Below are 19,908 nucleotides of genomic sequence, written 5' to 3' on the forward strand. Positions count from 1 at the left end.
TTCGACCAATGACCCAATGGTCCGGCTATTTCGGCCTGATTTTGCAAGGAGCGCTTGTCACCATCGAGCTGACGCTGATGGGGTCGGTGCTGGCCTTGATCATGGCCTTTCTTGCCGGGCTGGGGCGGCTGTCGCGGTTTTTTGTGCTACGCGCGCTGGCCACCGCCTATATCGAGTTCTTCCGCGGCACCTCGATCTTCGTGCAGCTGTTCTGGGCCTATTTCGTGCTGCCTTTCGCCGGCATCTCGCTGACGCCGCTGCAGGCCGGCGTGCTGGCGCTGGGCCTGAATGTCGGGGCCTATGCGGCGGAAGTGGTGCGCGGCGCCATCAAGTCGATCGGCCGCGAACAATACGAGGCCTGCACCGCGCTCAATCTCGGCCGCTGGCAAGCCATGCGCCATATCATCCTGCCACAGGCACTGCTGGTGATGCTGCCGACCTTCGGCAACAACGCCATTGAATTGCTCAAGGCCACCGCCGTCGTCTCGCTGATCTCGCTTGCCGACCTGACCTTCCAGGCGCAGGTGGTGCGCTCGCAGACCGGCAACACGCTGGTGCCGTTCAGCACCATTCTCGTCATCTATTTCGTGCTGGCGCTACTCATCTCATGGGGCGTGCGGTCGCTGGAACGCCGCATGGCGCGCGGCCTCGACGGGGTGCGCGTCTGATGGATCGGGCTCTGTAATGGAATGGGATTGGGATTTTGTCCGGCAGATCCTGCCGACGCTGATCCAGGGGGTGAAGATCACCATCCTGGCGACGCTGCTCGGCTCGGTGCTGGCGGCCATCGTTGGGCTGGGCATCGCGTTGGCGCGCCGTTCGCCGAACAGGGCTCTGTCGCGCACGATCGGCTTCCTTGCCGAGTTCATCCGCGGCACGCCGCTATTGGTGCAGCTCTATTTCATCTTCTACGTGCTGCCGGATTTCGGCGTCCTGTTGCCGCCGCTGGTGGCGGGCGTCATCGGTCTCGGGCTGCATTACGGCACCTACACAGCCGAGGTCTACCGCGCCGGCATCGATAATGTGCCGCGCGGCCAATGGGAAGCGGCCAAGGCCTGCAATCTGAACGCCACGCAGACCTGGACGCACATCATCATGCCGCAGGCGATCCCGCCGATGATCCCGGCGCTTGCCAATTATTTCATCGCCATGTTCAAAGAGACGCCGCTGCTGTCGGCGATCACCGTGCTGGAACTGATGAACCAGGCCAAGAGCGTCGCCAATACCTATTATCGGTATATCGAACCGATCACCTTGGTCGGCGCCTTCTTCCTCGCCATCAGCCTGTTCTCGGTGGTGCTGCTGCGCTGGCTGGAACACCGTTATGGGCGGATCGAACGATGAGCGCTGCACCCGATATCCGCCTGCGCTCGGCCCGTCCAGCGCTCGATGCACGTCCGCTGGAAAAGCGGGTCGGCCTGATTATCCTTGCCACCGACCATACGAGCGAACCGGATTTTCACCGCATGGTGGCAAGCGATCGTATCGGCGTCTATGTCGCGCGTATTCCCTACGCCAACCCGACGACGCCGGAGAATTTGCGCAAGATGCAGCCGTCACTGACGGCGGGCGCGGCCCTGATCCTTCCTGACGAACCGCTCGATGCGATCTGCTATTCCTGCACCTCGGCCTCCGTCGTGATCGGCGATGCCGAAATCGAGGCGGCGGTGAAGGCCGCGAAACCCGGCGCGCCGGTGGTGACGCCGCCGATGGCCGGAGTGCGCGGCCTGAAGGCGCTGGGCGCCAGGACAATCAGCATCCTCACCCCCTATACGGTCGAGACGAGCCGGCCAATGGCGGCCTATTTCGCGGCACACGGTTTCGAGATCGCCAGCTTCACTTGCCTCGGCTTCGAGGATGACCGCGAGATGGCGCGGATTGCGCCGAAATCCTTGGTCGATCTGGCCCGCGAGGCGACGGCCCCGCAGGCCGACGCGCTGTTCGTGTCCTGCACGGCGCTGCGGTCGGCGCTGGCAGTTGTCGGTATGGAAGAAGCCATCGGCCGTCCCGTCGTCACCAGCAACCAGGCGACAGCCTGGAATTGCCTGCGGCTTTGCGGCGACGACGAGCCACGCCCCGAATTCGGCCGCCTGATGACGCTGCCGTTGAACTGATTGCAGAGCCATGACCACGTCCAGGATAAGCCTCTCCGACATCCGCGCCGCACGCGAGCGCATCGCAGGCAAGGTCGAGCGCACGCCGACCGTCACTTCCCCGAGTCTTTCCCAACACTTGGACGCTCCTGTTTATCTCAAGCTCGAACATCGGCAGACCACCGGCGCCTTCAAGTTGCGCGGTGCCTCGAACGCTATCGCCTCGTTGACAGAAGAGGAGAGCGCGCGCGGCGTCGTCGCGGCCTCGACCGGCAACCATGGCCGGGCGCTTGCCTATGCCGCTCGACTGCAAGGCATCCACGCGACGATCTGCATGTCGCGGCTGGTGCCTGAGAACAAGCTCGAGGAAATCCGTCGGCTCGGCGCCGAGATCCGCATCGTCGGCAACAGCCAGGACGATGCGCAGCGGGAGGTCGAACGGCTGGTCGCGGAAGAGGGGCTGATCATGCTGCCGCCTTTCGATCATCCTGCGGTCGTTGCCGGGCAAGGAACACTTGGGCTGGAGATCATGGAACAAGTTGCGGACGCCGCGCTGGTGTTGGTGCCGCTTTCCGGCGGTGGGCTGGCGGCTGGCGTTGCCGCTGCCGTCAAGGGCGTCAGCCCGGCAACGAGGGTCATCGGCGTTTCGATGGCGCGCGGTGCGGCGATGAAGGCAAGCCTCGACGCCGGGCATCCGGTGTCGGTCGAGGAACTGCCGACGCTGGCCGACTCGCTCGGCGGCGGCATTGGGCTCGACAACCGGCTGACCTTCGCCATGTGCCGTGATCTGCTCGATGATGTGATCCTGCTCAGCGAGGACGAGATCGCCGCCGGCATCCGCCATGCTTATGAGCAGGAGCGCGAGATCGTCGAAGGCGCCGGCGCGGTCGGCATTGCGGCTGTGCTTGCCGGCAAGGTCGGGGCGAACGGCCCGACGGTGCTCGTGCTGTCCGGCCGCAACATCGACATGACACTTCACCGCAAGATCATTTGCGGCGAAGCAATTGCGGAGAGCGCAGCATGAGCCGGATGACGATCCTCACCGAAGCTGAATTGCGCAAGATCGTGAAGCTCGATCTCGATGCCGTCGCCTGTGTCGAGAACGCGTTTCGCGCGCTCGCCACCTTGCCGGTGGCGATGCCGCCGATCCTGCGGCTCGACATTCCCGAGCATCGCGGCGAGGTCGATGTCAAGACCGCCTATGTGCCGGGCATCGACGGTTTTGCGATCAAGATCAGCCCCGGCTTTTTCGATAATCCGAAGCTCGGCCTGCCTAGCGTCAACGGCATGATGGTGCTGCTGTCGGCGAAGACCGGGCTGGTCGAGGCGCTGCTGCTCGACAATGGCTATCTCACCGACATCCGCACGGCGGCGGCCGGCGCGGTCGCCGCCAAACATCTGTCGCGTCCGGACTCCTCCGTTGCCGCAATCTTCGGCGCCGGTGTTCAGGCCGGACTGCAGCTCGAGGCGCTGATGCTGGTGCGGTCGATCACCGAGGCTCGGATCTGGGCAAGGGATGCCGCCAAGGCCGAAGCCGCGGCGGACGCATTGTCCGAAAGACTGGGCATCGCCGTTCACGCCGAGCCGGACGCGGCAAAGGCTGCGGCCGATGCCGACATCATCGTCACCACGACGCCGTCGACCGAGCCGCTGATCAAGGCCGGCTTCGTCTCCGCCGGCCAGCACATCACCGCGATGGGCTCGGACGCGGAGCACAAGAACGAGATCGCGCCGGCGATCCTGCGCATGGCCGACCTCTACGTCGCCGACAGTGCGAAACAGACGCGGCGCCTGGGCGAACTGCACCATGCCATCGTGGCGGGCGTGATGGCGGCCGATGCCGAGATCACCGAGCTTGGCCACATCATCGCCGGCGAAAGGCATGGCCGGCGTTCGGACAGCGACATCACCATTGCCGATCTGACCGGCACCGGCGTGCAGGACACGGCGATCGCCACGCTCGCCCGCGACCGTGCGCGTGCAGCCAAGACCGGTACGATTTTCGAAAGCTGATACCGGCCGCAAGGCCCAACAAACGAGGACCAAGAACAATGCAGCCTAATTTGAAATTCTCGCGCGGCGAATATGCGGAGCGCCTCGCCAAGACGCGGAAGGCGATGGCGGCCAAGGGCGTCGATCTGCTTGTTGTCAGCGATCCGTCCAACATGGCCTGGCTGACCGGCTATGACGGCTGGTCGTTCTACGTACACCAGGCGGTCGTCGTGCCACCGTCGGGCGAGCCGGTGTGGTACGGGCGCGGCCAGGACGCCAACGGCGCCAAGCGCACCGCCTATCTCGCGCACGACAACATCGTCGGCTATGCCGACAACTATGTGCAGTCGACCGAGCGCCATCCGATGGATTTTCTGTCCAGCGTGCTCGCCGATCGCGGCTGGGGCAAGCTCAGCATCGGTGTCGAGATGGACAATTACTGGTTCTCGGCCGCTGCCTTCGCATCGCTGCAGAGGCACTTGCCCAACGCCCGCTTCGTCGATGCCACGGCACTGGTCAACTGGCAGCGCGCGGTGAAGAGCCCGACCGAAATCGACTACATGCGCAAAGCCGCCCGCATCGTCGAAGCGATGCACCAGCGCATCGTCGACAAGATCGAAGTCGGCATGCGCAAATGCGACCTGGTCGCCGAGATCTATGATGCCGGCACGCGCGGCGTCGACGGCATTGGCGGCGACTATCCGGCGATCGTGCCGCTGCTGCCGTCAGGCACTGATGCATCGGCACCGCATCTGACCTGGGACGACAGGCCGATGAAATCGGGGGAGGGCACTTTCTTCGAGATCGCCGGCTGCTACAACCGCTACCATTGTCCGCTGTCGCGCACCGTCTTCCTCGGCAAACCGACGCAGGAATTCCTCGATGCCGAGAAGGCGACGCTGGAAGGCATGGAGGCGGGACTTGCCGCGGCCAAGCCCGGCAACACCTGCGAGGACATCGCCAACGCCTTCTTCGCGGTCCTGAAGAGATACGGCATCGTCAAGGACAACCGTACCGGCTATCCGATCGGGCTTTCCTATCCGCCGGACTGGGGCGAACGCACGATGAGCCTGCGCCCAGGCGACCGCACCGAGCTCAAGCCCGGCATGACCTTCCATTTCATGACCGGCCTGTGGCTGGAGACGATGGGGCTGGAGATCACCGAATCCATCCTGATCACCGAAACGGGCGTCGAGTGCCTGGCCAATGTGCCGCGCAAGCTGGTGGTAAAGAATTGAGCCCGATGTCCAGCCTTCGCCCATCACCGATCACGCCGAGCGTCGATTTCGAGCGCGACGGCGTGCAGCACGGTTTCTTGCGCCTGCCTTACAGCCGTGACGATTCCGCCTGGGGATCGGTGATGATCCCGATCTGCGTCATCCGCAACGGCAACGGGCCGAGTGCATTGCTCACCGGCGGTAATCATGGCGACGAATATGAGGGGCCGCTGGCGCTTTACGATCTCGCCCGCACGCTCGATCCGAAGCAGGTCAGCGGCACGGTCATCATCGTGCCGGCGATGAACTATCCGGCGTTCCGCGCCGGCACGCGCACCTCGCCGATCGACAAGGGCAATCTCAACCGCAGCTTTCCCGGCCGGCCCGACGGTACGGTGACCGAGAAGATCGCCGATTATTTCCAGCGCGAACTTCTGCCGCGCACCGACATCGCGCTCGATTTCCATTCCGGCGGCAAGACGCTCGACTTCGTGCCGTTCTGCGCCGCCCATATCCGGCCCGACAAGGTGCTGGAAGAGAAGGGGTTCGCTGCGGTTGAAGCTTTCTCGGCACCCTGGTCGATGAAGATGCTGGAGATCGACGCGGTCGGCATGTTCGACACTGCCGCCGAAGAGATGGGCAAGCTGTTCATCACCACCGAGCTCGGCGGCGGCGGAACTTCGCGCGCGGAAACGGTGCGGATCGCGCGTCGCGGCGTGCTCAATGTGCTGCGCCATGCCGGCATCGTCGCCGGCGCGGTCGAGATGCAGCCGACCCGCTGGCTCGACATGCCATCGGGAGATTGCTTCTCGTTCGCCGAGGACGACGGGATGATCGAAACCATGATCGATCTCGGCGAGCCGGTGGCAGAAAACCAGGTGCTGGCGCGCATCCATTCGATCGGCCGCACCGGCGGCGCTCCGCAGGAGATCCGGGCCAAAATGTCCGGTCTGTTGGCAGCGCGGCATTTTCCCGGATTGGTCAAGGCGGGCGACTGTGCTGCCGTGGTGGCCGTGCTGGTCGATTGAGGCTAGGAGGCCGATGTCGGAAACGGCTCGGCCTTGCCTTTAGGGCGGTCGCCGATGGCAAAGACGGCGCTCGCCTCGCTGACGATCGAGACATGGTCCTTGGCGGCTGTTCCGGCGGCCGTACTGTCGCCGCGCATGATTGCGGTAACGATGGCGTCATGCTCTTGCCAGGACTGGGCCAGCCGGCCGGGCAGCATGAATTGCGCGCGCCTGAACGGCGCCAGCCGGCCGCGGGTCATGACGGTCAACTCATAAATGTGCTTGCTGTGCGCGCCGCGATAGAGCCGGGTGTGGAATTCGGTGTTGAAAAGCTCATACTCTTCTTCGGCACCGAGCTGCACGAAGCGCGCCGAGGCCTGGTGCTCGGCCTCCAGGGTGCGGCGTTCGCCGGCTGTCATGCGCTCGGCCGAGAAGCGCGCGCAGATCGCTTCGAGCTCGGCCATGCTCTCGAACATCGAGGCGAGATGCTCCTGCGTCACCACCGCGACGGTGGCGCCGCGGTTCGGCCGCCTTTCGACCAGTCCCATGGCGCTGAGTCGGCTGAGCGCTTCCCTGATAGGCGTACGTGAGACGTCGAAGCGGGCGGCGAGCGAGGCTTCGTCGAGTTTTTCGCCGGGACGCAGGAAACCGGTAACGATCCGGTCGCTGATCGCCCTCACCATCTGATCGACGGTCGTGCCCGACCTGATCAAATTGCGCTTTGCCGACACGTCTCCTCCGTCCAGTCTCTTCGCGCAGCCATAAGCCACGCACCGGCTTCGATTCCTCCGCAGCTCTGTATGCCTATGTTTTAGCCTTCATGTCAAATTGGCCGTTTTATAGGCAAAAAGTGTATGCAATAGCTCCGGCTTTGTGCAGGCCACATCGGCACACTCGTTGATATTGCTTAATAAATCCCATTTCTGAAACTGGCACGCTGATTGCATACACTTCTTTCATTGAGGTGTTAACCGGCCCCAAAGGCCCCATAGAGGGAGCATTCACATGACCGAGCGATTCATGCTTAGCCGCCGCGACCTGCTCAAGACTTCCGCCGCCGGAGCGGCGCTCGGTCTTGCGTCCGCATCGTTTCCGATCAGCAGGGCCTTCGCCGCGACCGCAACCGTCGGCTTCATCTATGTCGGGCCAAAGGACGATTACGGCTACAACCAGGCGCATGCCGAAGGCGCCGCCACGCTGAAGGGGATCGAAGGCATTTCCGTCGTCGAAGAGGAGAACGTGCCGGAGACGGTCGACGTGCAGAAGACGATGGAATCGATGATCAATCTCGACGGTGCGTCGCTGATCTTCCCGACCTCGTTCGGCTATTTCGATCCGCATATGCTGGCCATGTGCGCGAAATTCCCCGACGTGCAGTTCCGCCATTGCGGCGGCATGTGGAACAAGGACAAGCATCCGATGAATGCCGGTTCCTATTTCGGCTATATCGGCATGGGCCAGTATCTGAACGGCGTCGTCGCCGGCCACACCAGCAAAACCAAGAAGCTCGGCTTCGTCGCGGCAAAGCCGATCCCGCAGGTGCTGCTCAACATCAATTCCTTCCTGCTCGGCGCGCGCTCGGTCGACCCGACCATCACCTGCCAGGTGATCTTCACCGGCGAGTGGTCGCTGGCGGTCAAGGAGGCGGAGGCCACCAATGCGCTGGTCGACCAGGGCGCCGACGTCATCACCTGTCATGTCGACAGCCCCAAGGTGGTGGTCGAGACGGCGGCCGGGCGTGGCGCCTTCATCTGCGGCTATCATGCCAACCAGAGCCCGCTGGCGCCGGAGAAATACCTGACCGGCGCGGAATGGAACTGGGCCAAGGTCTACAAGATGTTCGTCGACGATCTCGTGGCCGGCACGCCGCTTCCCAATTTCACGCGCGGCGGCCTGGCCGACGGTTTCGTCAAGATGAGCCCGCTCGGCCCCGCCGTCGGCGAGGCCGCCCGCAAGCAGTTCGACGGCACGCTGGCCGAAATGATGAAAGGCGGATTTTCGGTCATCAAGGGTCCGTTGAAGAGCAACAAGGGCGTCGTCGTCGCGACCGAAGGCCAGGCCTTCGTCGAGACCGCGCTCGAACTGGAAAGCATGGACTACCTCGTCGAGGGCGTGGTCGGTTCGACCGCCTGAACCGGATCGGAGACGGGGCCATGGCAGACACGGTCAGTACCGCGAGCGCACCAGCGCTGTTTGGCGCCAGGAATTATCCGGCGGCACTCGAATGGGTGGCACGGCGGGCGGAAGCCTTCGTCATACCGCTCGCGGCGCTGATCGTCGGCATGGCGCTGTTCAGCCTGTTCATCGCGCTGGTCGGCAAATCACCGGTGCAACTCTACGTGACGATGTGGCGCGGCGGCTTCGGCTCCTGGTTCTCGATCCAGAACTCGCTGTCGCGGGCCGCACCGCTTTTGCTGGCAGCGCTCTGCGTGGCGCTGCCGGCTCGGCTCGGCCTCGTCGTCATCGGCGGCGAAGGCGCGATCGTGCTGGGCGGCGTTGCCGCCGCCGCCATCGGCGTCGCGGCGAATGGCGCGCCGGCTTTCGTGGTCATCCTGTTGATGGGCGTGGCGGGCGTGGTCGCCGGCGGCATCTGGATAGGTGCCGTCGGCGCACTCCGCCACTACCGCGCCGTCAACGAAACCATATCCAGCCTGCTGATGGCCTATATCGCCATCGCGCTGATGAACCATCTGGTCGAAGGGCCGCTGCGCGATCCGGCCTCGCTCAACAAACCCTCGACCGAGCCGCTGGCGGATGCCTACCGCATCGGCAACATTCCAGGCATGGACGTGCACTGGGGCCTTGTCGTCGGCATCGTCGCCTGCGTCCTGTCCTGGCTGTTGATCGAAAAGACGCGCTGGGGGTTTGCCGCCCGCATTGCCGGCGGCAATGTCAGGGCGGCCCAGGTGCAAGGGCTTGCCGTCGGCCCGCTGATCGTCGGCTTTACCGGGCTCGCCGGCGGCTTTGCCGGACTGGCCGGCATGCTGGAAGTCGGCGCCGTGCAAGGCAGCGCCAACGCCTCTCTCGCCGCCGGCTACGGCTATACCGGCATCCTCGTCGCCTTCCTCGCCCGCCACAATCCGCTCGCCATCATCCCGGTCGCTTTCCTGCTCGGCGGCATCGGCGCTTCCGGCGGGCTGATCCAGCGCCGCATGGACCTGCCCGACGCCACCGTGCTGGTGCTGCAAGGCATGCTCTTCGTGGTCATCCTGTTCAGCGAAACCTTTTACGGCCGCTTCAAGGTTTTCAATCCCGATCTGTGGAAGAGGGGCTCCTGATGGACGCGACCGAGATCGGCCTGTGGGGCGTGCCGCTCGCCATTCTCGGCGGCGCCATCCGCGTCTCGACGCCGTTCATCTTCGTGTCGCTCGGCGAAGCCATCACCGAGCGCTCCGGCCGCATCAATCTCGGCCTCGAAGGCACGCTGGTCTTCGGCGCAATGACCGCCTATGCGGTAGCAGTGGTGACCGGCTCGCCATGCCTCGGCGTGCTGGCTGCCGCCGGTGCCGGTCTTTGCTTCGGGCTGTTCCATGGCTGGATCTGCAAATTCCGCGGGGTTAACGACATCGCCATCGGCATCGCGCTGATGCTGTTCGGCTCGGGTCTCGCCTTCTTCTTCGGCAAGCCGTTCATCCAGCCCTCGGCGCCAGACCTGCCGGCCATCGCCTTCGGTGGCTGGTCGAATATTCCGCAGGTGCAGGCGGCGCTCAACGTCAACGTGCTGTTCCTGATCGGGGCCGCACTTGCGCTGTTCCTGTGGTGGGCCTTCCGTAACACCCGCGCCGGCCTGATCGTACGCGTCGTCGGCGACAGCTCCGATGCGGCGCGCGCCATGGGCCTCAATCCCAACACCGTGCGCCTGCTTGCGACAGGCGTCGGCGGCGCGCTCGCCGGCATCGGCGGCGCCTATCTGTCGCTCTATTACCCCGGCAGCTGGACCGAACGCATCTCGTCGGGGCAGGGGCTGATGGCGGTGGCGCTGGTCATCTTCGCACGCTGGAACCCGCTCGGCTGCTTTGCCGCGGCACTGTTGTTCGGCGGCGCCGGGGCGCTAGGCCCGGCGTTGCAATCGGTCGGGGTAACGCAGGGCTACTATCTCTTCTACGCCGCACCTTACATCCTCACGCTCATCATCATGATCGCCACCTCGTCGCCGAGCCGCTCGCTTGCCGGCGCGCCGGGCGAGTTGTCGATCACCAAATGACTGGAGTTTTCCCGATGAACGCCAGAGCCGAGATCACCCAGCGCTACATCGACGCCGACCCTTATCCATGGCCCTACAATGGCGAGCTGCGGTCGGACAATACGGCTCTGATCATCATCGATATGCAGACCGATTTCTGCGGGCCGGGCGGCTATGTCGATCATATGGGCTACGATCTTTCGCTGGTGCGGGCGCCGATCGAGCCGATCAAGTCGGTGCTTGCAGCCATGCGGGCCCAGGGCTACACCATCATCCACACGCGCGAGGGCCACCGGCCCGATCTCGCCGACCTGCCGGCCAACAAGCGCTGGCGCTCACGCCGCATCAATGCCGGCATTGGCGACCCCGGACCTTGCGGGCGCATCCTGGTGCGCGGCGAACCAGGCTGGGATATCATCCCCGACCTCTATCCGGCGGCGGGCGAACCGATCATCGACAAGCCGGGCAAGGGCTCGTTCTGCGCCACCGATCTGGAGCTGATCCTGCACCAGCGCGGCATCGAAAACATCGTGCTGACCGGCATCACCACCGATGTCTGCGTCCACACGACCATGCGCGAGGCCAATGATCGCGGCTTCGAATGCGTGATGCTTGAGGACTGCTGCGGCGCGACCGACTACGGCAACCATCTCGCCGCGATCAAGATGATCAAGATGCAGGGCGGCGTGTTCGGCGCGGTGTCGAGCTCGGCGTCCTTCGTCGCGCAGCTGCCGTGAGGGGGCGATCTTGAGCGGAACCATCGTCAAGAAAGCCGTCGGCGTCGAGACTATCGGCATGACCATGCGCTTCGGCGCCTTCACCGCGCTGGACGATGTCTCGATCAAGGTGCCAGCGGGATCATTCCATGCGCTGCTTGGCGAAAACGGTGCCGGCAAGTCGACGCTGGTCAAATGCATGATGGGTTTTTACCGCCCGACCGCCGGCGACATGCTGGTCGATGCCCGCGAGGTCGCGATAGCCAGCCCGAAGGATGCCTCGGCGCTCGGGCTAGGCATGGTCTATCAGCATTTTACCCTCGTCCCGTCGCTGACCGGTGCGGAAAACCTGGTCATTTCCCGCGAGAAAGTGCCGGGCGTCATCGACTGGCGCAAGGAGCGCGCCGCACTTGCGCAATTCATGCAGCGGATGCCGTTCAAGCTGCCGCTCGACGTCAAGGTGGCGGAACTTGCGGCCGGCGAGAAGCAGAAGCTCGAAATCGTCAAGCAGCTCTATCTCGGCCGCAGTTTCCTGGTGCTCGACGAGCCGACTTCGGTGCTCACCCCTGGCGAGGCACAGGAAGTGCTTGGCCTGGTGCGCGACATGACCAGGACAGGCGACCTCACCGTGCTGATGATCTCGCACAAATTCCACGAGGTGACGGCCTTTGCCGACGACATCACCGTGTTGCGCAAGGGCAGGCTGACCGGAACCGGAAAGGTCTCCGAACTTTCGCACAAGCAGATGGCGGCGATGATGATCGGCGACCAACCGATTGCAGCACTCGACAGTCGCGCTCCGGTGCCGGCCGGCGCCAGGCAGGTGCTGACGGTAAAGTCGCTGAAGGCGCCTGACCGCACCGGCTTGAAAAGCATCGACATCGGCGAGCTCGACGTGAAGTCCGGCGAGATCGTCGGCATCGCCGGCATCTCCGGCAACGGCCAGAAGGAGTTTCTCGAAGTCCTTGCCGGACAGCGGGCACGCAATGCGGGCGACGTTCTGGTGAAAGGCTCGCCCTATGGTGCCAGCCGCAGCGAGGCGCGCACGCTCAATGTCCGCTTCATTCCGGAGGAGCCATTGCGCAATGCCTGCGCACCGCGGATGACGGTGGCCGAAAACATGGCCTTCCGGACCTTCGACCTCAACGAGGCCGGCAAGCCGGTCAACTGGATCAGGATGAGCGCGATCAGGGACTACGCGGCCCGTCTTGTCGAACAGTTCAAGGTCAAGACGGCCTCGCTCGCTTCGCCGATTTCATCATTGTCGGGCGGCAATGTGCAGCGCGCGGTGCTGGCGCGGGAACTGACCGGCGAGGTCGATTTGCTCATCGTGTCGAACCCCTGCTTCGGCCTCGACTTCTCCGCCGTCGCCGAAATACGCGCCCGCATCATGAAGGCGCGCAATGCCGGTGCTGCAGTGCTTTTGATGTCGGAGGACCTCGACGAGCTGCTTGAGCTCTCGGACCGCATCTTCGTCATGTCGGATGGCGCGCTGGTCTACGAGACGCCGATCGCGCAGGCGAGCGTGCAGACGATCGGCGAGCACATGGCGGGACATCATTGATGGCGGAGATCGAGGCGCTGCCGTTCCCGTTTGCCTTCAAGCCTGAGGCGATGGCGCTGGTCGTCATCGACATGCAGCGCGATTTCGCCGAGCCCGGCGGCTTCGGCGCCAGCCTCGGCAACGACGTCAGCCGGATCACGGCGATCGTGCCGACGGTGAAAAGGCTGCTCGAAGGGTTTCGCGCCGCTGGCCTGCCGGTGATCCACACGATGGAGTGCCACAAGGCAGATTTTTCGGATCTGCCGCCGGCCAAGCGCAATCGCGGCAATCCGTCGATCCGCATCGGCGATATCGGTCCCATGGGTCGCGTGCTGATCGTCGGCGAACCGGGAACGGCGATCCTCGATGAACTTGCACCATTGCCTGGCGAGATCGTCATCGAAAAACCCGGCAAGGGCGCGTTCTATGCCACCAGCTTCGGCGATGACCTCAAGCGGCTCGGCGCACAGCAACTGGTCTTTGCCGGGGTGACGACGGAGGTCTGCGTGCAGACGACGATGCGCGAGGCCAACGACCGCGGCTATGAATGCCTGCTGGCGGAGGATGCGACGGAGAGCTATTTTCCGGAGTTCAAGACGGCAGCCCTTGCCATGATCAGGGCGCAGGGCGCGATCGTCGGCTGGACGGCGACAACGGACCAGGTGCTCGAGGGAATTTCCAATGCCTAACATTGCATACCAGGCCCTCATCCAAGGGGGCTGGCGTGATCTGCCATTCGAGCCTTTTCGCGAAGGCATCACGGTGCATTGGCTGCTCAAGGGGGGATCGACGGAACCGTCGGTCGCGATTCTCAACTACCGGGCGGGCGCCGGCGTGCCGCGTCACCGCCACGCCGGGCTGGAAACGATCATCGTGCTGGAAGGCTCGCAGAGCGACGAGCACGGCGATTATGCAGCGGGCAGTGTGATCCTGAACCCGGTTGGAACCGAGCATTCGGTGTGGACAAAAGACGGCTGCGTCGTACTCATCCAGTGGAACCTGCCGGTCGTCATTCAGGGCGAGGCCGAATGAGCGACATCCGCTTCGACATAGCGAGCCTGCACGCCGCCTATCAGGCCGGCCTCAGTATTGGCGATATGATCGATACGGTCCATGCGCGGCTCGCGGCGGCCGATGACCCGGGCATCTTCATCCATCTGGCGAGCAGGGCGGAGATGCTTGCCGAGGCGGAAAAGCTCGGCCCGTTCGATCCGTTGGCAAAGCCACTGTGGGGCGTTCCGTTCGCGGTCAAGGACAACATCGATGTTGCCGGCATGCCGACCACGGCGGCCTGCGCGGAATATGCCTACTTGCCGGCGAACGACGCCACCGTCGTCGCGCGGCTCAAGGCCGCCGGCGCGCTGGTCGTCGGCAAGACCAATCTCGACCAGTTCGCTACCGGCCTGGTCGGCGTGCGCACGCCCTATCCAATCCCGAGGAATGCGATCGACCCGACACTGGTGCCGGGCGGCTCCTCATGCGGCTCGGCCGTGGCGACGGCGCGTGGCATCGTCTCGTTCGCGCTCGGCACCGACACCGCCGGTTCGGGCCGCATACCCGCCGGCCTCAACAACATCGTCGGGCTGAAGCCGAGCGTCGGCGCGCTGTCGGCCGCCGGCGTCGTGCCGGCCTGCCGCACGCTCGACTGCGTCTCCGTCTTCGCACTCAACGTCGACGACGCCTACAGCGTGTTCGAGGTCGCGGCGGCGAAGGACGACGCCGATCCCTATTCACGTGACCTCGGCATCCAACCGCTTGCCGCGCGCCCACCGGTGCTGACGGTTGGCGTGCCGGCCAAGGCCGATCGGACGTTCTTCGGCGACCAGGCGATGCAGGCGGGCTTCGAGGCCGCTCTTGCCTCGCTGGAGACGCTGGGCTGCAGGCTGGTCGAAATCCCGTTCGGCGATTTCTACGCCACCGCCAATCTGCTTTACGAGGGCGCCTGGGTGGCCGAGCGTTACACCGCGATCAGGGACTTCATGGATGCCAACGAGGCGGCCATGCATCCGGTGACGCGGCAGATCATCGGCGGTGCGCGAAAACTTTCCGCAGCGGACGCCTTCAACGGGCTCTATGCCTTGCAGGCCTACAAGGCCAAGCTTGCGCCGGTTATCGCCTCGGTCGATCTTTTCTGTGTGCCGACCGCGCCGACGCATTACACAGTCGAAGCGGTGTTGGCTGACCCTATCGTCACCAACAGCCGGCTCGGCACCTACACCAACTTCGTCAATCTGCTCGACATGTGCGGCATCGCCGTGCCGACCGGAACCCGCAGCGACGGTTTGCCGATGAGCGTCACCTTGCTTGCCGCGGCGGGCAAGGACCATCTGACGGCGTCGCTTGCGCGCGATGTCCATGCGGCAAGCGGCCTTGCGCTGGGCGCTACCGGCTGGCCGCTGCCGCCGCGTGGCGATATCCGCGTGGACGTGGATGAAGGCACGATCGAGCTGGCCGTGGTCGGCGCGCATCTATCGGGGATGGCGCTGAACGGCCAGTTGCAGCAGCTCGGCGCGATTTTCGCCCGGGCTGCGAGAACGGCGCCGCTCTACCGGCTTTACGCACTCGCCGGCCAGTCGGTGTCGAGACCGGGGCTCGAGCGCACCTGCAATGGCAAGGGCACAGCCATCGAGGTCGAAGTCTGGCGGCTGTCGCCGCAAGCCTTCGGTCGCTTCGTCGCGGCGATCCCGCCGCCGCTCGGCATCGGGACGCTTCTGCTCGACGACGGAACTTCGCCGAAAGGCTTCCTCGTTGAAAGTGCCGGCCTTACCGATGCAGAAGAGATTTCGCATTTCGGCGGCTGGCGCAATTTCATGGCGGATCAGCAGCTGCGGAGCTGACGCCATCACTCGACCTTTTGCCGGAACTTCGAGTGGCAGCTCGAGCAATCCTGCAAGATGAGATGCAGGAGGTGCTCCGCCGGCAATTTGGCGGGATCGGCTTCCGCCGTCCCCGGTCGCTTGCCAAGCAGGCTGCCACCGCCCATCGCCGGGCCGGAACCCATTCTCATGTCGTCGGTAATGCGCGGCGGCACCCGCTCGGCGTCGGAGGCCAGGGCGCTGGCCAGCGTCCCGATGTGGCGAGCCAGCCCTTCGAACTCCGCGCGGGCAGGGTCGATATCCAGCTTGGCGCCTGAAGGCGCACCCAATGTCGCGCTGGGGAATTCGGCAATGAGGGAAGGGCCGGTGCGGGCGCGGATGGCCTCGGCCGCCGCTTGGAAAGCCGCGGCGTCATACGCCCGCTTGCCGTCGAACATCCCGGCGATCGCCTTTGCCGCCGCAGCCATTTCCTTCATCGAGGCCTGGCGAGCCTCGATGACCGCATCACGGCTCGAATGGGCGGCAGCGAGCACGACAGAGACGCAGGCAAGCGACAGCACTGTTAGAGCGGCTGCGAGCCTCACTGGGCCACGCCTTGTCCCGCCAACTCGTCGATGATCGGGCACTCCGGCCGCTCGTCGCCGTGGCAGTGACTGACCAGATGGTGAAGCAAGCCACGCAATCCGACCAGTTCGGCGATCTTCCTGTCGATCTCCACCAACTTGGCTTTCGCGATCGCCTTCACGTCAGCGCTGTCACGTTCCCTGTCTTGGTACAGCGAGAGCAACTGGCGGCATTCGTCGACCGAAAACCCCAGGCTTCGCGAGCGCTGCAGGAAGCGCAGCCGGTGAATATCGGCCGTCGAGTAATCGCGATAGCCATTGTCTGTCCGGGCCGGGTGCAAGAGCCCGATGTCCTCGTAGTAGCGGATCGTCTTGGCCGGTAGGCCGGATTTTTCGGATGCGACGCCGATGTTCATATCGGAAATCTCCTTTATCGGAGGAAATAGACCTTCCAGTAGATGGAAGGTCAACATGATGTGGCGATTTTGGATGCCCGACGCAACCGCCCGCCGGCTCCAACCGTTTGCCTGCCAACAGCGCATACTGAACCTTCGGGAAGAAATCAGTTTTCGGAAACGTTTATCGAACAGCGCTCAAACTCGGCGCCCGGCACCAGGTACCGATCAGCAAGGACCCTCCGGCGGCACGTTACGCCGTGCAGACGCCGAGGAGATAGAACATGCCCGTCAAGGCCTATATCAACCGGATCGCGACAGCGGTGCCGGAGCACGAGGTTCATCAATTCTACCTGCGTTTTGCGGCCTCGATGCTCGCGGCCGATCGCCGGAGGATCTTCGAACGCATGGCCGATCTTGCCGGCATCGAGCACCGCTATTCCTGCTTTGCGCCGGCGTCCGATCCCGAAGGACCATCCGCCGACCTGGCCGGGACCTTCATTCGGGGCGCGTTTCCCGGAACGGCCATGAGAATGGCGATGTTCGACGATGCCGCACCTGTTCTGGCGCAAAAGGGCATCGACGGATTGCAACTTGGCGGCGACGCTTCCCGCATCACCCATCTTATCGTCACTACCTGCACCGGTTTTTCGGCGCCGGGCATCGATCTCGAGCTGGTTGCGCGTTGCGGGCTGCCGAACGGGGTCGAACGCACGATGATCGGTTTCATGGGTTGCTACGCGGCGATCAACGGCCTCAAGCTGGCGCGTCACATCGTCCGCTCCGACCCGCAGGCCAAGGTCCTGCTGGTCAATATCGAGCTCTGCACGATGCACCTGCGTCAAACCACCGAACTGGAAAAACTGCTGTCGTTCTGCCTCTGGGGAGACGGCTGTGCGGCTGCGCTCATCACTTCCGAGCCGCTCGGCATCGAGCTCGATAGCTTTCACTGTCTGGTGGCGAGGGAGCGGCGGGATCTGATGCGCTGGAATATTCGCGACCACGGATTCGAAATGGTTCTTTCCGGCCAAGTGCCGGCAGCGATTCATGAAGCGTTGCGGAGCAACCAGGCCGCCATCCTCGGTGGCCGGCCGACCGAGGCGATCGACCTTTGGGCCGTGCACCCGGGTGGGCGTTCGGTGCTCGATGCCGTCGAAAGGGCTCTGGAACTGGAGCCCACCGCGCTGGAACCATCGCGCGCGGTGTTGCGCCAATACGGGAACATGTCGTCGGCGACCGTCATGTTCGTGATGAAAGAGATGCTGAAGGCGCCTGCCGGCCTGCTCGGCTGCGGCATGTCGTTCGGACCCGGGCTGACGGCCGAAACCATGCTCTTTCGAACGGTGTCATGAGCGGCCTGGAGCATCGGCAGCTTGCGCCGGAAATCCTTGACGGCCTTGCGGCCGACGATCCGCGAGCGCTGACCGCGCGCCGCGACCTTCGGCGCATCAATATGCTGATGTTTCAGGTGCCGATCATGACGTCGTTGCTCAGGAGGTTTGTGCCAAAGCCGCCACGCCGCATTCTGGAGATCGGCGCCGGCGATGGCTCCTTCATGCTGGCGGTGGCGCGGCGCATGGCCAGGCATTGGCCTGGGGTCGAACTGATGATGCTCGACCGCGTCAGCCTCGTCACCGCGCAATTGCGCGGCGATTTTGACAGGCTGGGATGGAAGGCTGAAGGGATCACCGCCGATGTCTTCGACTGGGCAGGAAAGATCGAGGGCGCACGGTTCGACGCCGTCACGGTCAATCTGTTCCTGCATCATCTCGACGATGCGCAGCTCGTGCGTCTGTTTTCGCTGATCAGGCCGAAAGCCCCGTTGCTGCTGGCGACTGAGCCGTTGCGGGCGAAACTGGCGCTGGCCGCGACCCGTCTTCTCCCGGCAATCGGCGCCAATGACGTCACACGAAACGATGCGGCGCAAAGCGTGCGTGCCGGCTTTCGCGGCAGCGAGCTTTCCGGTCTCTGGCTTGCGGCCAACGGCAAACCGGTCGAGGAGCGGCGCGCCGGCCTCTTCTCCCACATCTTCGTCGGCGCCAGTGCCGGCAGCGACTCATGACGCGATTGTCGACTCATGACGCGATCGTCATCGGTGCCGGCCCGGCGGGGACGTCCGTCGCGCTCACGCTGGCCCGGCGCGGATGGGCCGTGGCAATTGTGGAAAAGACCGCATTTCCGCGCCGCAAGGTCTGCGGCGAATACATCTCGGCAAGCAATCTTGCGCTTCTCGACCAGCTGGAGATCGGCGATGCCTGGCGTACCGATGCCGGCCCCGAAATCCGCCGCGTCGGTTTGTTTTCCGGCGAAACCTGCGTCGAGGCGGCAATGCCACGTGCAGGAGCTGGGCCTCCTGCAAAAGACGGCTTCGGCCGGGCACTCGGCCGGGACATTCTCGACTCTCTGCTTTTGCAGACGGCGCGATCGGCGGGTGTCGAAATCTTCCAGCCCTGCCGCGCCGTCGCCATCGACCGGGACGGCGAGATGCAAAGGGTACGAATTCAAGCCGGGGACGAAACGGCGATGTTGCGCGCCCCGGTGATTGTCGCCGCACACGGCTCCTGGGAACCGGGGCCGCTGCCCAGCCAGCTCGCAAAGGCCAATCGCCCGTCGGACCTGCTCGGCTTCAAGGCGCATTTCACCGGGTCGTCGCTGGCGCCGGATTTGATGCCTCTGCTGGCCTTCCCCGGCGGCTATGGCGGCATGGTCTCGGCCGATCATGGCCGCTTGTCGATCTCGTGCTGCATTCGCCGCGATATGCTGGCGCGGTTGCGTAAACAACATGGCCCCAAACACCGGAGCCATGTGCCGGCCGCCGATGCGGTCTCCCGCCATCTCGTCGACTCATGCCGGGGCGTGCGGGACGCTCTGGAACCGGCGCTTCTCGACGGTCCGTGGCTTGCCGCAGGTCCGATCCGGCCGGGAATTCGCTCGTTCTACGAAGAGGACATCTTCCGCGTCGGCAACGCAGCCGGAGAGTCTCATCCTGTTATCGCCGAGGGTATCTCGATGGCGCTGCAGTCCGGCTGGCTGCTGGCTTGCGAACTCGCATGCGCGCCAGGTGGCCGAGCAGGGCGCGAGGCTGCCGCCAGGCGCTATGAGGCGGCCTGGAAAAGACTGTTTTCGACACGGGTCTACGCTGCCGCGGCCCTTGCCGGAATTGCCCTTCGCCCCGGCAGCGCCACCTTGATGGCGGCGATCGTCCGGAATTTCCCGCAGACACTGACACTGGGCGCGCAACTGAGCGGCAAGACCAAGCGGGTTCCCGGCTTTGCCTGACGAGTGACGCGGCGTCGTGCTGCCCTGGTCGCCTTACATGCCACCGCCACAGTTGGCAGCAGCTGGCTCCTTCTCCCCGGAATTTGTCATCGCATAGTCGTATA

The 19,908-nt window shown here is 64.4% G+C and carries 21 protein-coding genes; 18 read left to right on the forward strand and 3 right to left on the reverse strand.

The features are described from left to right. Positions 1 to 8: 8 nt before the first annotated feature. Genes ehuC through doeB form a run of 7 tightly spaced genes read left to right on the forward strand, consistent with a single transcriptional unit; the run spans position 9 to position 6,330 of the window. Positions 9 to 668: an ectoine/hydroxyectoine ABC transporter permease subunit EhuC gene (gene ehuC, locus NKH63_RS13500; RefSeq protein WP_023720654.1), complete on the forward strand. Its 660-nt coding sequence runs from the start codon at positions 9 to 11 to the stop codon at positions 666 to 668. Positions 669 to 684: 16 nt separating this feature from the next. After that, entirely contained in the window at positions 685 to 1,344 is a 660-nt protein-coding gene (ehuD, locus tag NKH63_RS13505; RefSeq protein WP_023720653.1) for an ectoine/hydroxyectoine ABC transporter permease subunit EhuD, read from the forward strand. After that, positions 1,341 to 2,114: an ectoine utilization protein EutA gene (eutA, locus tag NKH63_RS13510; protein ID WP_352484025.1), complete on the forward strand. Its 774-nt coding sequence runs from the start codon at positions 1,341 to 1,343 to the stop codon at positions 2,112 to 2,114. Before ehuD ends, eutA begins: the two co-directional genes overlap by 4 nt. A 10-nt stretch (positions 2,115 to 2,124) precedes the next feature. After that, a complete protein-coding gene (gene eutB / locus NKH63_RS13515; protein WP_352484024.1) occupies positions 2,125 to 3,117 on the forward strand; it encodes a hydroxyectoine utilization dehydratase EutB in 993 nt (330 codons plus the stop codon). Next, the gene (locus tag NKH63_RS13520; protein WP_352484023.1) at positions 3,114 to 4,106 is read left to right on the forward strand and encodes a cyclodeaminase; all 993 of its coding nucleotides are present in this window, start codon (positions 3,114 to 3,116) and stop codon (positions 4,104 to 4,106) included. Before eutB ends, NKH63_RS13520 begins: the two co-directional genes overlap by 4 nt. 38 nt (positions 4,107 to 4,144) lie before the next feature. Next, a complete protein-coding gene (gene doeA / locus NKH63_RS13525; protein WP_352484022.1) occupies positions 4,145 to 5,323 on the forward strand; it encodes an ectoine hydrolase DoeA in 1,179 nt (392 codons plus the stop codon). A 5-nt stretch (positions 5,324 to 5,328) separates the two neighbouring features. Next, positions 5,329 to 6,330 carry a N(2)-acetyl-L-2,4-diaminobutanoate deacetylase DoeB gene (gene doeB, locus NKH63_RS13530; protein ID WP_352484021.1) on the forward strand — a complete coding sequence of 334 codons (1,002 nt, stop codon included), beginning with the start codon at positions 5,329 to 5,331 and terminating at the stop codon, positions 6,328 to 6,330. Positions 6,331 to 6,332: 2 nt separating this feature from the next. On the opposite strand, the gene NKH63_RS13535 is transcribed toward doeB, so the two are convergent. Next, positions 6,333 to 6,992: a GntR family transcriptional regulator gene (locus tag NKH63_RS13535; RefSeq protein WP_352484063.1), complete on the reverse strand. Its 660-nt coding sequence runs from the start codon at positions 6,990 to 6,992 to the stop codon at positions 6,333 to 6,335. Positions 6,993 to 7,314: 322 nt separating this feature from the next. Here NKH63_RS13535 and NKH63_RS13540 point away from each other — a divergent pair, with 322 nt between their 5' ends. Genes NKH63_RS13540 through atzF form a run of 8 tightly spaced genes read left to right on the forward strand, consistent with a single transcriptional unit; the run spans position 7,315 to position 15,588 of the window. Then, entirely contained in the window at positions 7,315 to 8,442 is a 1,128-nt protein-coding gene (locus NKH63_RS13540) for a BMP family ABC transporter substrate-binding protein (RefSeq protein ID WP_352484020.1), read from the forward strand. A gap of 20 nt (positions 8,443 to 8,462) precedes the next feature. Continuing rightward, a complete protein-coding gene (locus NKH63_RS13545) occupies positions 8,463 to 9,587 on the forward strand; it encodes an ABC transporter permease (protein WP_023720645.1) in 1,125 nt (374 codons plus the stop codon). Beyond that, complete coding sequence (locus NKH63_RS13550; RefSeq protein ID WP_352484019.1) at positions 9,587 to 10,513, forward strand: ABC transporter permease; 927 nt, start codon at positions 9,587 to 9,589, stop codon at positions 10,511 to 10,513. Before NKH63_RS13545 ends, NKH63_RS13550 begins: the two co-directional genes overlap by 1 nt. 14 nt (positions 10,514 to 10,527) lie before the next feature. Next, positions 10,528 to 11,229 (forward strand): biuret amidohydrolase, encoded by a 702-nt coding sequence (gene biuH, locus NKH63_RS13555; RefSeq protein ID WP_023720643.1) that lies wholly within the window; start codon positions 10,528 to 10,530, stop codon positions 11,227 to 11,229. A gap of 10 nt (positions 11,230 to 11,239) precedes the next feature. Beyond that, positions 11,240 to 12,772 (forward strand): ABC transporter ATP-binding protein, encoded by a 1,533-nt coding sequence (locus NKH63_RS13560; RefSeq protein ID WP_023720642.1) that lies wholly within the window; start codon positions 11,240 to 11,242, stop codon positions 12,770 to 12,772. Beyond that, the gene (locus NKH63_RS13565) at positions 12,772 to 13,440 is read left to right on the forward strand and encodes a cysteine hydrolase family protein (RefSeq protein WP_023720641.1); all 669 of its coding nucleotides are present in this window, start codon (positions 12,772 to 12,774) and stop codon (positions 13,438 to 13,440) included. The genes NKH63_RS13560 and NKH63_RS13565 overlap by 1 nt, the downstream gene beginning before the upstream one ends. After that, positions 13,433 to 13,783 carry a cupin domain-containing protein gene (locus NKH63_RS13570; protein ID WP_352484017.1) on the forward strand — a complete coding sequence of 117 codons (351 nt, stop codon included), beginning with the start codon at positions 13,433 to 13,435 and terminating at the stop codon, positions 13,781 to 13,783. Before NKH63_RS13565 ends, NKH63_RS13570 begins: the two co-directional genes overlap by 8 nt. After that, the gene (gene atzF / locus NKH63_RS13575) at positions 13,780 to 15,588 is read left to right on the forward strand and encodes an allophanate hydrolase (RefSeq protein ID WP_023720639.1); all 1,809 of its coding nucleotides are present in this window, start codon (positions 13,780 to 13,782) and stop codon (positions 15,586 to 15,588) included. Before NKH63_RS13570 ends, atzF begins: the two co-directional genes overlap by 4 nt. A gap of 5 nt (positions 15,589 to 15,593) precedes the next feature. On the opposite strand, the gene NKH63_RS13580 is transcribed toward atzF, so the two are convergent. After that, a complete protein-coding gene (locus NKH63_RS13580) occupies positions 15,594 to 16,151 on the reverse strand; it encodes a cytochrome c (protein ID WP_023720638.1) in 558 nt (185 codons plus the stop codon). Further along, entirely contained in the window at positions 16,148 to 16,546 is a 399-nt protein-coding gene (gene cueR, locus NKH63_RS13585) for a Cu(I)-responsive transcriptional regulator (RefSeq protein WP_031194477.1), read from the reverse strand. Before cueR ends, NKH63_RS13580 begins: the two co-directional genes overlap by 4 nt. 263 nt (positions 16,547 to 16,809) lie before the next feature. Between cueR and NKH63_RS13590 the strand changes: the two genes are divergently transcribed. From NKH63_RS13590 to NKH63_RS13600, 3 genes are read left to right on the forward strand one after another with little or no spacing between them, the layout of a single operon-like run. Beyond that, positions 16,810 to 17,877: a type III polyketide synthase gene (locus NKH63_RS13590; RefSeq protein ID WP_023720636.1), complete on the forward strand. Its 1,068-nt coding sequence runs from the start codon at positions 16,810 to 16,812 to the stop codon at positions 17,875 to 17,877. After that, positions 17,874 to 18,587 (forward strand): methyltransferase domain-containing protein, encoded by a 714-nt coding sequence (locus tag NKH63_RS13595; protein ID WP_023720635.1) that lies wholly within the window; start codon positions 17,874 to 17,876, stop codon positions 18,585 to 18,587. Before NKH63_RS13590 ends, NKH63_RS13595 begins: the two co-directional genes overlap by 4 nt. Further along, the gene (locus NKH63_RS13600) at positions 18,584 to 19,804 is read left to right on the forward strand and encodes an NAD(P)/FAD-dependent oxidoreductase (RefSeq protein ID WP_352484016.1); all 1,221 of its coding nucleotides are present in this window, start codon (positions 18,584 to 18,586) and stop codon (positions 19,802 to 19,804) included. Before NKH63_RS13595 ends, NKH63_RS13600 begins: the two co-directional genes overlap by 4 nt. Positions 19,805 to 19,908: the final 104 nt, after the last annotated feature.

The sequence above is a fragment of the Mesorhizobium sp. M0960 genome, assembly GCF_040319055.1.
GTDB lineage: Bacteria > Pseudomonadota > Alphaproteobacteria > Rhizobiales > Rhizobiaceae > Mesorhizobium.